Source organism: Bacteroides sp. 1_1_30 (assembly GCF_020982715.1).
Classification (GTDB): Bacteria; Bacteroidota; Bacteroidia; order Bacteroidales; family Bacteroidaceae; genus Bacteroides; species Bacteroides xylanisolvens.
The window spans coordinates 30000-43892 of record NZ_JAJKHN010000026.1; the positions used below are offsets into that span (position 1 = coordinate 30000).

Here is a 13893-nt window from a genome sequence, read left to right on the forward strand (position 1 = left end):
AGAACGAACATGGAAGAACAGATAAAACGAGCTGTCAGAAATTTGAATATCAGTTATGTTTTCTTTTGGGTGCTCCCGGCATTTTTGCTTGGGGCAGGAGAGTTTGAACTCTTTCCCGTAGGAGGTTTGGTAGATAACGCACCGGCTATCTACTATTTTGAGACGGTCGGCATTTTGCTTACTGCTTTGTGTGTGCCTCTTTCTCTTAAATTATATAGCTTGGTGCTTAAGAAAAAGATAGATCACATGACTATCACGCTTGCCTTGAAGCGATATGTGCAATGGAACATTGTTCGCTTGGGAGTGCTTGAAGTAGCTATTGTGGTGAACCTTTTGTGTTACTACCTGACGTTGAGCAGCACGGGTAACCTCTGTATGCTGATTGGCCTTACGGCGTCACTTTTCTGCCTGCCCAGTGAGAAGAGATTGCGTAACGAACTTCACATTGCAAAAGAAGAAAAGCTATGAGACAGTCCTTCTTGATGAACGATCGTATCTATCTTCGTGCGGTAGAACCGGAAGATATGGATATAATGTATGAGATGGAAAATGATCCTTCGATGTGGGATATCAGTAACTTTACGGTTCCATACTCCCGTTACGTGTTGCGCCAATATATTGAAGGTTCGCAGTGTGATGTGTTTGCGGATAAGCAATTACGTCTGATGATGGTACGCAAATCCGACCAGTGTATCCTTGGTACGATTGATATTACGGATTTCGTTCCCCTTCATTCGCGGGGAGAAGTAGGAATTGCCGTGCATAAGGATTATCGTCAGCAAGGGTATGCCACCGACGCATTGAAGCTGCTTTGTGAATATGCTTTTGATTTTCTGTCTTTAAGTCAGCTTTATGCACATGTCACGACAGATAATGACGTTTGTGTAAAGCTGTTCACGTCTTGTGGCTTCGTTCAATGCGGATTATTGAAAAACTGGCTGAAAGTGGAGGGTTGCTACAAAGATGCATTGCTCCTCCAATGTTTGAATCCTAAGAAATAAAATATTAGTTGAGAGTAGGCACTTGTGGGAAGCGTGACCACGTTTCGTACTTGCTGCCTAGTTTCTCTAAAGCAGTCCGCCACATATCTTTGATATTGTTTTTCATCAGATATGATTTTTCTTCTTCAGACACCAACCATGTGTTTTCTCTGATTTCGTTATTTAGCTGTTCGCTGTCCCATCCGGAATATCCCAGGAAGAAACGGATACATTCGCTGATTTTATTCCCTTGTAATATATATTTCTTTATTTCATCAAAATCTCCATTCAGATAAAGTCCTTTGCTGATAGAGATAGAGCCGGGGATGTCTGATAGTGTATGGAGGTAAAATAAAGTATCAGTGGCAATCGGTCCACCCTTGTATAGAGGAATCTCGTCCAGATATTTAAATTCCATGATGATATCGTTCAGGAATAATGGCAGTTGTTTGTTGATAACCAATCCCATACTTCCTTCGTCCGTATGATCGACCAGTAAAATTACGGATCTGCCAAACGTTGCGTCACGCAGAAAAGGTTCAGATATTAAAATCTTTCCTCTTGATGGTAACACATTATTCGATTGAATCTTAAATATGTCAGAGTCGATATTCATGCCACTAAAGTAAGAAAAAAAACGGAATAACAATCGTTCTTTCCGTTTTTTTTCATTTTAAGAATGGCTTTTATGAATATCTTATGTCAGATAATCAGGCTATCGGATGATTTTCTGCAAATAGTTTCATTCTTTCGTCCAGTTGCGCATACTGATGGTCTTTAATAAAAGAGGTACACGCGCGCAATCCTTCCTGATGGCTTCCTGTTGTAACCAATGAGATCGCGCTTACTCCGTAGTACATCAGTTCTTTGGCCAGTTCGCCGCTGGTCATTCCCGGATATCCGATGGTAAAATAGAATCCGTCCGCAATCGGGTCGCCCAAGTCGTTGTCATATACCAGGTGGAAACCGTGACGGAGGAAGATTTCTTTCAATTTTTGTGCTCGCTCACCATAGATCTTCACTTCGTTGAGGAAGTTATATTGTCCTTCGTTGGCAGCTTTCAGCATGGCAGCCATGGCGAATTGTGCGGAATGACTTGTTCCTGATGAAAGTGCATAAAGTACGCGATGGATGAAAACAGTTCCAAAGGTACCGCCACCATATCGTTTGGTCAGTCCCGGATAGCTTCGGTGGTATAATTTATCAGAGATACAGCTTACGCCAATACGCTGTCCGGCGTAGCTGAATGCTTTCGAACCGGAAATCAACAATACATAATTATCTGTATAATGGGCTACTGATGGCTGGAAAGGAGGTTGGTATGGTTTGCTCAAATCCTGCCGGAAGTCCATGGCAAAATAAGCCAAGTCTTCCAAAACAATCACATCATACTGCGTTGCCAATTCACCAATAATCCGCAATTCTTCCTCTTTCAGGCAAATCCAACTGGGGTTATTGGGATTCGAATAAATGATAGCTGATATATTTCCTTTTTTCAGATAGCTTTCCAGTTTCTCTTTCAGTTTGTCTCCGCGGTAGTCATATACATCAAACGTTTCGAACTTTTGTCCCATTACTACCAACTGCTGTTTCTGTACCGGGAATCCGGGATCGATGAATAAAATCGTATCTTTCTTTTCGTCGCATTGACTGCAAGTAAGGAATGAAGCGAATGTGCCTTGCATTGAGCCGGTGACAGGTACGCATCCCTCCGGATTTAAATCTACATTAATAAATGCTTTGATAAAGTTGGACGCTTCTTTTTTCAGTTCCGGCAATCCATTGATATCAGGGTATAGGCTGGCAATACCATTTTGTAACGCTTCAATCTCTGCTTTCACACCTACTGCGGAAGGAGGGAGCCCCGGAACGCCCATTTCCATTTTGATAAATTCAACTCCCGATGCAGCTTCTGCTTTCGAAGCAATAGCTTTCACTTCCCGAATGGTAGCTTTTGAAAAATCGACAATTTGAAACTCATTTATAGTTTCATCAATCAGATGTCGTTCAATTGGTGTATTTTTCATTCTATTTTCTATTTTATTAGTAGCTGCAAATGTACACGATAATTCTTAATAAATCCACTTTTTCAGAAAAAAGATACTGAAGCTATTGCAGGTTTCAAAAAAATATCTACCTTTGCATCCGCAATCGAGAGAGATGCTTTAGTGAATATTTTGGTGCGTTAGTTCAGTTGGTTAGAATACATGCCTGTCACGCATGGGGTCACGGGTTCGAGTCCCGTACGCACCGCACTTCCCAAACAAAAAATCCTCTGGTTTCTAGTAAATTAGAGGATTTTTTATTTGGAAGATAGCGATTAATCGCTATCTGTTTTTTCCATCATATCCCCATTTTATATAGATAGCTCCCCAGGCAAATCCTGCTCCGAATGCAGTGAGAATTAGGTTATCTCCTTTTTTGAATTTATCTTCAAAATCCCAAAGGCAGAGTGGGAGAGTGCCTGCACTGGTATTGCCGTATCGTTCAATATTAACCATGACCTTTTCGGCGGGAACTTCCAAACGTTGTGTTACAGCAGTGATAATGCGTTGATTAGCTTGATGGGGAATCACCCAGTCGATATTGTCTTTGCTTAGATGGTTTCTTGCAATAATAGATTCACAGGCATCTGCCATGTTAGATACCGCGTATTTGAATACAGTGCGTCCTTCCTGATAGATGTAGTGCATTTGATTATCCAATGAATAATAAGAAGGGGTGCATACGGAACCACCGGCTTTAATATGTAAAAAAGGTAATCCTTTACCATCTGTCCTTAACACAGCATCCATAATACCCAAATCTTCAGTAGTAGGTTCAAGCATGACGGCTGCTCCGCCATCGCCGAAAATAGGACATGTTGCCCGATCGGTATAGTTTATTATTGACGACATCTTTTCAGCACCTACCACCACCACTTTCTTGTAATTTCCGGAACGGATAAAGTTAGCTCCTGTTTCCAATGCATATAAAAAACCACTGCAAACGGCCTGTATGTCGAAAGCAAAAGCTCTTTTCAGTTCCAGTCTCTCACATAAAATAGAAGCAGTGGAAGGAAAGCGGTAATCAGGAGTTGTTGTAGCTACAATTACCAGATCAATATCATCCGGATTTGTATGGGTGCGTTTTATCAGTTGTTTGACAGCTTTACGAGCTATGTAAGAAGTTCCTAGTCCTTCATCTTTCAGAATACGCCTTTCCTTAATACCAATACGCCCCATAATCCATTCATCGGTGGTATCTACCATTTTTGAAATCTCATCATTGGTCAAGATATAATCGGGTACATATCCTCCGACTCCTGTAATTACTGCGTTTATATTTTCCATTTGTTTTATCTAGTTTGGTAAATTGAATAAGGAGGTTGATCCAATAATAAAAATGCGGGCGCAAATATATGGAAAAGAGACTGAAATCCAATATTAGTTTGTGAAACTGTAGCCTTTTTAATTAATAAAAAGGAATATTTGACCAAATTTTGTCTGACTTTTTAATAGACGATTTTTGTTTAAGGTGACAGACTGTCGTAAATACTTGATTGATACAGCATCATGAGTGCTATTCCAATATTGGTAACCAAGAAGTTTGCGAGCAACTTGTTTTGGCATAAAGATGGGCATATCGGTTATTCAATTTGTACCTGTCAGTAATGCATGATAATAGTCAGTTATTCATTGAAAAAGTATTGCATATGTGAAAATATTTTGTTAATTTTGTAGATATAAATCAAAGCTTATTTATCATGAAAGAATTCACAATACGTGCGTATGGCCGTATGGAACTTGCCTCACTTTATTCTCCCGAACTAACCGACATCGCTGCTTATCGAAAAATGAAGAAATGGATCCTGTTATGTCCGGGACTTCTACAACGCCTGTATGACCTGGGTTATCAGCCCAACTGCCGTTCTTTCACACCTTTGGAGGTAAGAGTGATTATAGACGCATTGGGAGAACCATAAGACACGGGATAAGATTGTTGAAACTTTAAAAAAAAGAAGAGATCGTAAAGCATTGCTTTTCATAACCTAAAGCATCGCTTTACGACCTCTAAAGCTAAGCTTTAGCTCTTGTAAAACACTGTCTTATTATACCGTTCAGGTAGTTGTATTCTTCTTCATCCAATCTATTCCGGGTACGTAATCCTCCAGTTTCGTCATACTCGGATCATGTCTGAAATAAAGCTCACCAGTCATTCCGTTGCGGTGTTTCACAATACCCATCACACCCAATCCATCTGTAGAGTAGGTGCTTTTGCGGTCTGTCGCACGTCCGGAGAGAGCAGGGCGGGAAAGCATCAGTACTAAATCAGCATCTTGTTCGATAGCCCCACTTTCGCGAAGGTCACTCAAACTGGGACGGTTGTCGGGATGCCCCTCTACATTACGATTTAATTGACTGAGTAGTATCACAGGGATATGCAATTCTTTTGCCATCATCTTGGCTTTGCGGCTAGCTTGGGCTACTTCCTGCTCTCGGTTGCGGTTGTGTTGGTCTGTTTTCATGTCACACAGTTGCAGGTAGTCGATGATGACACCGTCACATTTTCCTTTACTTTGTAGCAGTTTAGCAGAAGAACGAACGTAATCCATACTCACCGACGGATTATCATCGATATGAATAGGTAGATGAGACAACTCTGTTGATGCCTCGTGTATTTGCCGTAATTCGCTGGGAGTTAATTGTCCGCTGAGGAGATGATCGGGGTTAACTCCCGTAGTGGCAGCCAGTAGCCAGCGGTCTCCCAAACGTTCACCTTGCATTTCAAGACTATATACAGCAATGTGATATCCCGCCGAAGCAGCGGTGCGTGCCAAATGTAGGGCGAATGCCGTTTTCCCTACTGCAGGACGGGCAGCTATAACAATCATGTCACCTGCTTGCCAGCCGCATGTCAGGCGGTCAAGATCAGTAAATCCGGTTGGCAACCCTGTGACACCATTCTTGTTGGAGGCTGTACGGACTTCTATTAGTTTAATGGTATCCTCCATAAGTTGCAGCATAGAACGAAGATGCTCGGTAGTACCACATTCCTTTTCCAAACGATCGAGGAGGGAATGGGCGTCTGCCAAGGTATCGTCTATATCAGTCGTTTCGTCGGCAGCCAGTGCCAGCAGTTTGTGAGATCCTAAAATCGTTTCACGACGGATATATTTCTGTTTGAGAATCCGGGCATGATATTCTAGGTGAGCACTCGACACTACGCGTGAACTGATACGCACCAGTGTATAAAGCCCTCCTATAAATTCGAGCTTGCCATGCCGGGCAAGTTCTTCTTTTATGGTCATGATATCAATTACTTGCCCGGCATGGTACATACCCTGCAAGACAGCATAAATCTCACGGTTCGTTTCAGTGTAAAATACTTCCGGCCGTAATATGTCGGCAACCAGTGTAATAGCTTTGCTTTCCAGCAGGCAGGCGCCGAGCACGACTTCTTCGAGTTCGGCGTCCTGTGGGTTTGTTATCTCACTCATTTTCTTTTCTAATAGTCATATTCATTCATAAATGCCTTATTTGACAAATAGGAGGCAGCCTGCATACAGTACTTGATATCCGCCAGATTATCATAATATTCATCGATGTGACTAAGACTGAGACAACGTTCGTTGACAGATAACTTGTTCCATTCCCGACGAGCACGGCCGACATTGGTTTTAGGCTTCCGGGTAATATCATGATATTTTTCCCAAAACGCATCGAAGGTGATACCGTCAGCTTCGGCACGGACACTTTCCCGACGTTTCTGTCCGACCAACAGATCGTAGTCGGGTATGCGGATGTGAGTGATATATGGATTAGACAATCTTTCGATAATACCTTCATCGTACATTTTATTGAAGAAATACCGCGTGCGACTGCGTTTCCAACCGAATAATTCTGCCCAATGAACCATGGACATTACAGATTCACCCCGCCGGCATTGAAATGTGTACTGGTGGATGCGACATTCCACAGTACTATAATTGACATGCGTTAATACCAAAATAAACGCGTCGAAATATCCTGTTGCACCTTTAGTCACTTTTATTTGCTCCTCGAATAAGACTTTAGGGAAGAGGAGATATCCCTTTTTAAGCATTTCTGCTGTAGATTTAATCATACTTTATATTGTTTTAATTTGGTGCGAAGGTAGTCCGGTTGGTTGAGATGTACAATTTTACGGTTATGAACGGCTAAATATTTTAATATTGGCTCATGTGTCCAATACCCCTGATTATTACCTATATTTTTGGACCTCTCTGTCTGCCTTCTTCTACTCTTGCTCAAACGCCCTGTTAAAAGGGGAGGCCGGCATGCCTATATTAGCACTTCGACCACCCCTTCATCCATTAATATATAAATGAAAAAAAGAATGTATTAAAATACATTATATCTTTTTCCCCATTTTCGGGACAGCAAGATATGAATTCTTTTTTATCATTTCGTATACTAATGCAGGCGTTCCCCAGAACCTTACAATAATCGCAATTTGCTGAGGAGTGAGCGTTGTGGTATGCCGGGTGAATCCCGCTTCCGTGAGTTGGTTCAGTAATACTGCATGTTCTTTGATGATCCGCCGGAACGCTTTCACCGCTGAACAATTATACTGATAGTTCGGAAAATAAGCTACTGCCACTTCGGACAGTGCATGGCAGCCATGAAGCAGCCAGTCAAAAGATTGATTATCCATTGTTTAAAATATTTAAATATTCCGCAAAAGTACGATTCGTTTCATTGGAAGGAAAAACCGATTTTATGATGCTGGTAATTTAAATGTGTTATAAGTATGAATATTTTTAAATAAAAATCTAATTATTTAAACAATCTTCTCTATATTTGCATGTGAGATTAGATTTTATATGGCATTTTCCCGGTTAATAATCAGTAAGGTCAAACCGTTTATATATAACTAAATTTTATAATGTCAAAAGGAATAGAGAACATAAAAGAACGTTTACAACGAAAGCGTGAACAGTACATTCGTCAGGAAGAGAAAATAGAACAAATGAAATGTACAATGCAAAACACTAGCGAGGAAATAGAGCAGCTGGAATATGTTCTTAGTGAAATGGAACACATATCGGATACGCATCGTGAGCCACGAGTGATTCCCAATGACAAAGTGGGAGACGTGTTTGCATATCTCTGTCGGGTGTTTGAGTTTTTACAGCACCGCTTAAAGCTGCATTTTAAATATAAACTGGCATGTGAAGTCATCTTTGCCCGTTATCAATTTCAAAGCCGGTCGCATACTCCCGGGCGGGAATATCTAAGCTTTGCCACCATACTGACTTACTTTAAACGTGAGAGAGGAATGACGGACGGGTGATTTCAAAAATATCGAAATATAGAGATAATAACATGAAAAACAAATGTTTTAGGAACAGAAATGACGAATTTGATATTTTTTCCTTATTTTTGTGCGTCCATTTTTGAATGATATGATGCAGATAATACGATTAAAAGGAAAAGACAAACATTTATATCGGCTTCTGGCGCCGATGGTGATGGATCCCGAAGTGATACGCGCAAACAATAATTACCCTTTCAAGACGGGCGAAGAGTATGTGTGGTTTATTGCGATTGAAGATAAAGAAGTGGTGGGCTTCGTGCCGGTGGAACAGAAAAGCCGGAAGAAAGCTGTAATCAATAATTATTATGTAAAGGCAGAAGACGCCGGACGGGAGGAAATCCTGTCGCATTTGTTGCCTGCCGTCATTGCGGAATTCGGGCCTGAGAGTTGGTTGCTCAATTCGGTCACACTGGTACAAGATAAAGAAACATTTGAAAAGTTTGAATTTGTATCGATGGACAAGAAATGGACACGGTATGTAAAAATGTATAGATAACTTATGGCGAAAAAGAAAATAGCAGGCACAAAGAATGTATATGAATTAGCACAAGAACGACTGAAAGTTATATTTAATGAATTTGATAATATATATGTGTCATTCTCCGGAGGTAAAGACAGCGGGGTACTGCTGAATATGTGTATCGATTATATCCGGAAGAATAACCTGAAGGTACGTTTGGGAGTTTTTCACATGGATTATGAAATCCAGTATAAAATGACCATCGACTATGTGGACCGGATGCTGGAAGCTAACAAGGATATTCTGGATGTGTACCGGGTATGTATTCCTTTCCGTGTGGCTACCTGTACCTCGATGTATCAATCCTTTTGGCGTCCCTGGGAAGATAATAAAAAGAATATATGGGTTCGTTCCATGCCTAAAAAGGCAATGACCAAAGATGATTTTCCTTTTTATAATACAACCATGTGGGATTATGAATTCCAGATGCGTTTTGCGCAATGGATACACAACAAAAATGACGCAGTGCGCACTTGTTGTCTGATCGGAATCCGTACACAGGAGAGTTTCAACCGGTGGAGATGTATCTATATGAGCCGTAAATTCCAGATGTATCATAAATACAAATGGACTTCAAAAGTAGGGAATGATATTTATAATGCCTATCCTATATTCGACTGGAAGACAACGGATGTATGGACGGCCAATGGAAAATTCCAGTGGGATTATAATACTTTATATGACCTTTACTATCGTGCTGGAGTCAATTTGGAGCGTCAGCGTGTAGCAAGTCCTTTTATTAACGAAGCGCAAGAGAGCCTGCAACTTTACCGGGTGCTAGATCCCAATACCTGGGGTAAAATGGTCGGAAGGGTGAACGGTGTGAACTTTACCGGTATGTATGGCGGTACTCATGCGATGGGATGGCAGTCGGTGAAACTTCCCGAAGGATATACATGGCGTGAGTTTATGTATTTCTTGTTGTCCACTTTGCCGGAACGGGCGAGGAAAAACTATCTCCGTAAACTATCAGTGAGTGTGAATTTCTGGCGGACAAAAGGTGGATGCCTAAGTGATGCTACCATCCAAAAGTTGATTGATGCGAAAGTACCGATTATCGTTATGGACAACAGTAACTACAAAACGTTGAAAAAACCGGTACGTATGGAATATCAGGATGATATCGACATTCCGGAATTCAAAGAAATACCCACGTATAAGCGAATGTGTGTTTGTATTCTTAAAAATGACCATGCCTGCAAATATATGGGATTCTCACCTACGAAGGAGGAGATGAGTAAGAGGAGTCAAATTATGGAACAATATAGAATCATAGTATCATGAGTGTAGATAAAAGCCCTGTTTACGAGGTAAAAGCGGTACCCGTAGAAAAAGTATATGCGAACGATTATAATCCGAATGTCGTTGCACCGCCTGAAATGAAGTTGCTGGAACTTTCTATTTGGGAAGATGGCTTTACGATGCCATGTGTATGTTACTACAATAAAGATGAAGACCATTATATACTGGTGGACGGCTACCATCGCTATACGGTATTGAAAACTTCCCAACGAATCTATAAGCGTGAAAACGGCTTATTGCCGATTGTGGTGATAGACAAAGACCTGTCTAACCGTATGAGTTCGACCATCCGGCACAACCGTGCGCGTGGAATGCATAACATTGAATTGATGTGCAATATTGTTGCGGAACTTGACAAGGCAGGTATGTCCGATCAATGGATAATGAAAAATATTGGTATGGATCGTGATGAATTGTTGCGCCTGAAACAAATTTCAGGTCTTGCTGATCTGTTTGCTAATCGCGAATTCAGTATTCCTGATGAGGTGGCACCTACGGAAACTGAGCGTAAAACCTTATAATTTGATAACTATATATACATATAGAAATTGAACTTTTTGTCATTTAGGCACAAATTATACAAGTTATTGGGCTGTTTTGTTGTATAAAATAGCTATGTCTTTTGTCTAATTTGTGCCTAAGTTGTGTCTAAATGACACAGAAAACTATAACTTCCTTCCATTGTCCAAGTTTTTATGAGAGAAACTTGGGATTTTTTTAATGTTCGCATATCGAAAGAAATGAGGATATTAAATATTTTTGTTGTGAATTTCGTAACCCTCTTGTTCACTACCTGCATAATTAGCCCCTTTATTCTAAGTTGATTCTCTGTAACAGAAATGAATACAATTTTGTATCTCCTTTAATATTCCGAAATTTGCAATATGAGATTTGGACAAAAATATTGTCCTGAGAGAAAAGCAAAAAGAGAAATAAGAGAGATATACAAGAAGTAGAAGAAAGTATATTGGAGAATTAATGAGAGAAATAACAAAACTTACAATCAGTATTTTATATTTGATTTTTTTATTATCTGTGATGTGTGTGCAGGGGTCGAATGTGACCGGTACTCTCTTTCAATTAACATCGAAGGTGACAACTTGTGCGGATATATATGCCAGGTTGTTGACTAAGCCGTTGAGCAATCCTTTGCTTGGCTCTCTGTCTTATAGTGACACTCAAGAAACTATCCCCATGAATTTATAACATTAAAAACAGGAAATTTGGAAAAAGAAGTTCATATTAGACAAAGGGAAGCTGTTCCTGCTACGGGAAGTACACTTCAGCTCATGCCTACTGGAAAATCAAATTCGGAGGTGTATGAAATCGATTATTTCTGCCTTACGGACGAAGTGGATGAAAGTGCTAAAAATTGGATTCGTCTGTATTCTTCCGTAATGCCGGAGGGACATACAGGAGAAGAACGCATTATCGTTGAAGACGGTAAGATCTATATTAAGGTATTGCCCAATGTAGAGGCGGATTCCAGAAACGGAATCGTACATCTCACAACAATGGTGTCTTCCGTTAAAACGGGCATCAGTAATGTGCAACGCATAAAAATAGATGTTACTCAATTGGGGCAATAAACAACAGTAAATGTGATATAAATGAAGAAAGTTGCTATACTCATATTATTCATGCTCGGATGTGCCATTTCCGAGGGTCATGCCCAGAAGGTTGCGCTGAAAAGCAATCTGCTGTATGACGCTACTACTACCATGAATCTGGGACTGGAGATCGGACTGGCGTGTAAATGGACGCTGGATATTCCGGTCAATTATAATCCGTGGAAACTTTCCGACGGCAAACGCCTCCGTCATTTGGGGGTACAGCCCGAAATCCGTTACTGGTTTTGTGAGAGTTTTCGCCGTATGTTTGTCGGAATGCATGGACATTATGCCGATTTCAATGTAGGGGGATGGCCCGACTGGTCTTTTATCAGTGACAATATGCAGCATACGCGTTATCAGGGATATCTTTATGGTGGTGGCTTTTCCGTAGGATATTCGTGGATTCTGAAAAAACGCTGGAGTATAGAAACATCTGTCGGAGTGGGATATGCGCACATTGTATATGACAAGTATCCTTGCGCTACTTGTGGTACGAGACTAAAGGAAAGCAGCAAAAACTATTTCGGGCCTACTAAAGCAAGTGTGTCACTTATTTATGTAATTAAATAATGAGGAGTATGATAATAAGAAAAATAGGTTTCCTTGTGTGTATGTTGGTGGTTTGCAGCCTGAATATAAACACAGCTATGGCTCAATCCCGCTCTTACGAAGGTGTCATTACTGTGAATCCGGTGCGGTTGGAACAGAAAGGTGATTTTATTCATGTCGATATAGATTTTGTTTTGAATAATGTGAAAGTGAAATCTGCCCGGGGAATGGATTTTATTCCGCGGCTGGTGACTCCCGGACGTACTCAGAATCTTCCGAAAGTTTCTATTAAAGGTCGTGACGAGTATCTGGCGTATGAGCGTGAGCTTGCGTTGATGAATGCCAAAGAGAAAAGAAACTACGAGAAGCCATATATAGTGGAAAAAGCTGGAAAACTAAGAAATGATACGATTCGGTATCAATATCTGGTTCCGTTCGAATCATGGATGAAGGATGCGCGCTTGGACGTGCAGCGTGATGAATGTGGTTGCGGCGAAACGGCATTGATGAACATAGAGGAGTTTGGCAAAGTGACGTTGGAACGTGTATGGACGCCTTACGTAGTGGTTCCTCAGTTTGCTTATCTGCAACCGAAAGCGGAAGAAATCAAACAACGGGATATTCAAGCAGAATGTTTTCTGGATTTCGAGGTGAATAAAGTCAATATTCGTCCCGAATACATGAATAATCCTCAGGAACTAGCTAAAATCCGCAAGATGATCGATGAGCTGAAGTCCGATCCGAATGTGAAAGTGAACCGTCTGGATATTATCGGTTATGCTTCTCCGGAAGGAACATTGGCAGCGAACAAACGTCTGTCTGAAGGGCGTGCTATGGCGCTTCGGGATTATCTGGCATACAGGTACGATTTTCCGAGAAACCAATACTACATTGTCTTTGGAGGTGAAAACTGGGACGGACTGGAGAAAGCGCTTGAAACAATCGAATTGGAATATAAAGACGAAGTGCTGGATATTATCAGGAACATACCTATTGAAAAAGGAAGAGAAACAAAACTGATGCAACTTCATGGAGGGACGCCTTACCGATACTTGTTGAAGTATATTTTCCCAAGTCTGCGTGTGGCTATCTGCAAAGTGAATTATGAAGTGAGGGATTTTAGTGTGGAGGAAGCGAAAGAGATTATCAAGACGCGTCCGCAGAATTTGAGCTTGAATGAAATGTTTCTGGTAGCTAATACCTATCCGACAGGCTCGCAAGAATTTATTGATGTGTTCGAAACGGCTGTCCGGATGTATCCACAGAGTGAGATTGCAAATATAAATGCTGCTACTGCCGCTTTATCACGCAATGATCTGGTTTCGGCCGAACGTTATCTGAGCATGGTGAATTCGAATAAGAATTTGCCGGAATATAATAATGCTATGGGAATATTAATGTTAATGAAGGGAGATTATGAATTATCGAAGAAGTATTTGAAGGTCGCAGAGCAGTCAGGTCTGGATGCAGCTAGGGGCAATCTGGAAGAATTAGTCAGGAAGAAGGCTAATGCTGCCGAAATGAGAAAAAATGGTAAGTAAAACTTACTAATTAAGTGGGAAATTATATATGTATTAATTCTAATAATTTT

The 13893-nt window shown here is 40.8% G+C and carries 16 protein-coding genes and 1 tRNA gene; 11 read left to right on the forward strand and 6 right to left on the reverse strand.

Annotated features, from left to right (window positions below):
- Nucleotides 1-9: 9 nt before the first annotated feature.
- Together LPH68_RS09720 and LPH68_RS09725 are read left to right on the forward strand one after the other, a co-directional pair.
- The gene (locus LPH68_RS09720) at nt 10-468 is read left to right on the forward strand and encodes a hypothetical protein (RefSeq protein ID WP_044131866.1); all 459 of its coding nucleotides are present in this window, start codon (nt 10-12) and stop codon (nt 466-468) included.
- Complete coding sequence (locus LPH68_RS09725) at nt 465-1001, forward strand: GNAT family N-acetyltransferase (RefSeq protein ID WP_008022161.1); 537 nt, start codon at nt 465-467, stop codon at nt 999-1001. The genes LPH68_RS09720 and LPH68_RS09725 overlap by 4 nt, the downstream gene beginning before the upstream one ends.
- A gap of 4 nt (nt 1002-1005) precedes the next feature.
- Here LPH68_RS09725 and LPH68_RS09730 read toward each other — a convergent pair whose 3' ends face one another.
- Nucleotides 1006-1596: a YqgE/AlgH family protein gene (locus LPH68_RS09730; RefSeq protein ID WP_087317946.1), complete on the reverse strand. Its 591-nt coding sequence runs from the start codon at nt 1594-1596 to the stop codon at nt 1006-1008.
- A 94-nt stretch (nt 1597-1690) separates the two neighbouring features.
- Nucleotides 1691-3007 carry a pyridoxal phosphate-dependent aminotransferase gene (locus LPH68_RS09735; RefSeq protein ID WP_074557232.1) on the reverse strand — a complete coding sequence of 439 codons (1317 nt, stop codon included), beginning with the start codon at nt 3005-3007 and terminating at the stop codon, nt 1691-1693.
- A 152-nt stretch (nt 3008-3159) separates the two neighbouring features.
- On the opposite strand from LPH68_RS09735, the gene LPH68_RS09740 reads away from it, so the two are divergent.
- A tRNA-Asp gene (locus LPH68_RS09740) sits at nt 3160-3233 on the forward strand.
- A 74-nt stretch (nt 3234-3307) separates the two neighbouring features.
- On the opposite strand, the gene LPH68_RS09745 is transcribed toward LPH68_RS09740, so the two are convergent.
- Nucleotides 3308-4312 carry a beta-ketoacyl-ACP synthase III gene (locus tag LPH68_RS09745; protein ID WP_120143634.1) on the reverse strand — a complete coding sequence of 335 codons (1005 nt, stop codon included), beginning with the start codon at nt 4310-4312 and terminating at the stop codon, nt 3308-3310.
- Between the two features lie 413 nt (nt 4313-4725).
- On the opposite strand from LPH68_RS09745, the gene LPH68_RS09750 reads away from it, so the two are divergent.
- Nucleotides 4726-4944 (forward strand): DUF4248 domain-containing protein, encoded by a 219-nt coding sequence (locus LPH68_RS09750; protein ID WP_008022164.1) that lies wholly within the window; start codon nt 4726-4728, stop codon nt 4942-4944.
- Between the two features lie 135 nt (nt 4945-5079).
- Here LPH68_RS09750 and dnaB read toward each other — a convergent pair whose 3' ends face one another.
- The 3 genes from dnaB to LPH68_RS09765 all read right to left on the reverse strand — a co-directional run bounded on the left by dnaB (nt 5080) and on the right by LPH68_RS09765 (nt 7655).
- Nucleotides 5080-6459, reverse strand: coding sequence for a replicative DNA helicase (gene dnaB / locus LPH68_RS09755; protein ID WP_055236510.1), 1380 nt, complete (start codon nt 6457-6459; stop codon nt 5080-5082).
- An 8-nt stretch (nt 6460-6467) separates the two neighbouring features.
- The gene (locus LPH68_RS09760; RefSeq protein WP_074706544.1) at nt 6468-7085 is read right to left on the reverse strand and encodes a hypothetical protein; all 618 of its coding nucleotides are present in this window, start codon (nt 7083-7085) and stop codon (nt 6468-6470) included.
- A gap of 267 nt (nt 7086-7352) precedes the next feature.
- Nucleotides 7353-7655 (reverse strand): DUF4248 domain-containing protein, encoded by a 303-nt coding sequence (locus LPH68_RS09765; RefSeq protein WP_120143632.1) that lies wholly within the window; start codon nt 7653-7655, stop codon nt 7353-7355.
- Nucleotides 7656-7886: 231 nt separating this feature from the next.
- Between LPH68_RS09765 and LPH68_RS09770 the strand changes: the two genes are divergently transcribed.
- The 7 genes from LPH68_RS09770 to LPH68_RS09800 all read left to right on the forward strand — a co-directional run bounded on the left by LPH68_RS09770 (nt 7887) and on the right by LPH68_RS09800 (nt 13843).
- Nucleotides 7887-8294 (forward strand): hypothetical protein, encoded by a 408-nt coding sequence (locus LPH68_RS09770; RefSeq protein ID WP_055236513.1) that lies wholly within the window; start codon nt 7887-7889, stop codon nt 8292-8294.
- 112 nt (nt 8295-8406) lie between these two features.
- On the forward strand, nt 8407-8814 hold the full coding sequence (locus LPH68_RS09775; protein WP_008770983.1) for a hypothetical protein: 408 nt from the start codon (nt 8407-8409) through the stop codon (nt 8812-8814).
- Nucleotides 8815-8817: 3 nt separating this feature from the next.
- Nucleotides 8818-10122: a DUF3440 domain-containing protein gene (locus tag LPH68_RS09780; protein ID WP_004313604.1), complete on the forward strand. Its 1305-nt coding sequence runs from the start codon at nt 8818-8820 to the stop codon at nt 10120-10122.
- Nucleotides 10119-10661 (forward strand): ParB/RepB/Spo0J family partition protein, encoded by a 543-nt coding sequence (locus tag LPH68_RS09785; RefSeq protein ID WP_004313605.1) that lies wholly within the window; start codon nt 10119-10121, stop codon nt 10659-10661. Before LPH68_RS09780 ends, LPH68_RS09785 begins: the two co-directional genes overlap by 4 nt.
- Nucleotides 10662-11363: 702 nt before the next feature.
- A complete protein-coding gene (locus tag LPH68_RS09790; protein ID WP_230296920.1) occupies nt 11364-11729 on the forward strand; it encodes a hypothetical protein in 366 nt (121 codons plus the stop codon).
- 21 nt (nt 11730-11750) lie between these two features.
- The gene (locus LPH68_RS09795) at nt 11751-12323 is read left to right on the forward strand and encodes a DUF3575 domain-containing protein (protein WP_118408378.1); all 573 of its coding nucleotides are present in this window, start codon (nt 11751-11753) and stop codon (nt 12321-12323) included.
- Between the two features lie 8 nt (nt 12324-12331).
- Nucleotides 12332-13843 (forward strand): DUF3868 domain-containing protein, encoded by a 1512-nt coding sequence (locus tag LPH68_RS09800; protein ID WP_151923322.1) that lies wholly within the window; start codon nt 12332-12334, stop codon nt 13841-13843.
- The last annotated feature ends 50 nt before the right edge of the window (nt 13844-13893 follow it).

Coding starts and splice junctions, on each gene's coding strand:
- LPH68_RS09720 (WP_044131866.1), top strand. CDS start 10: ATGGAAGAACAGATAAAACGAGCTGTCAGAAATTTGAATATCAGTTAT.
- LPH68_RS09725 (WP_008022161.1), top strand. CDS start 465: ATGAGACAGTCCTTCTTGATGAACGATCGTATCTATCTTCGTGCGGTA.
- LPH68_RS09730 (WP_087317946.1), bottom strand. CDS start 1,596: ATGAATATCGACTCTGACATATTTAAGATTCAATCGAATAATGTGTTA.
- LPH68_RS09735 (WP_074557232.1), bottom strand. CDS start 3,007: ATGAAAAATACACCAATTGAACGACATCTGATTGATGAAACTATAAAT.
- LPH68_RS09745 (WP_120143634.1), bottom strand. CDS start 4,312: ATGGAAAATATAAACGCAGTAATTACAGGAGTCGGAGGATATGTACCC.
- LPH68_RS09750 (WP_008022164.1), top strand. CDS start 4,726: ATGAAAGAATTCACAATACGTGCGTATGGCCGTATGGAACTTGCCTCA.
- dnaB (WP_055236510.1), bottom strand. CDS start 6,459: ATGAGTGAGATAACAAACCCACAGGACGCCGAACTCGAAGAAGTCGTG.
- LPH68_RS09760 (WP_074706544.1), bottom strand. CDS start 7,085: ATGATTAAATCTACAGCAGAAATGCTTAAAAAGGGATATCTCCTCTTC.
- LPH68_RS09765 (WP_120143632.1), bottom strand. CDS start 7,655: ATGGATAATCAATCTTTTGACTGGCTGCTTCATGGCTGCCATGCACTG.
- LPH68_RS09770 (WP_055236513.1), top strand. CDS start 7,887: ATGTCAAAAGGAATAGAGAACATAAAAGAACGTTTACAACGAAAGCGT.
- LPH68_RS09775 (WP_008770983.1), top strand. CDS start 8,407: ATGATGCAGATAATACGATTAAAAGGAAAAGACAAACATTTATATCGG.
- LPH68_RS09780 (WP_004313604.1), top strand. CDS start 8,818: ATGGCGAAAAAGAAAATAGCAGGCACAAAGAATGTATATGAATTAGCA.
- LPH68_RS09785 (WP_004313605.1), top strand. CDS start 10,119: ATGAGTGTAGATAAAAGCCCTGTTTACGAGGTAAAAGCGGTACCCGTA.
- LPH68_RS09795 (WP_118408378.1), top strand. CDS start 11,751: ATGAAGAAAGTTGCTATACTCATATTATTCATGCTCGGATGTGCCATT.
- LPH68_RS09800 (WP_151923322.1), top strand. CDS start 12,332: ATGATAATAAGAAAAATAGGTTTCCTTGTGTGTATGTTGGTGGTTTGC.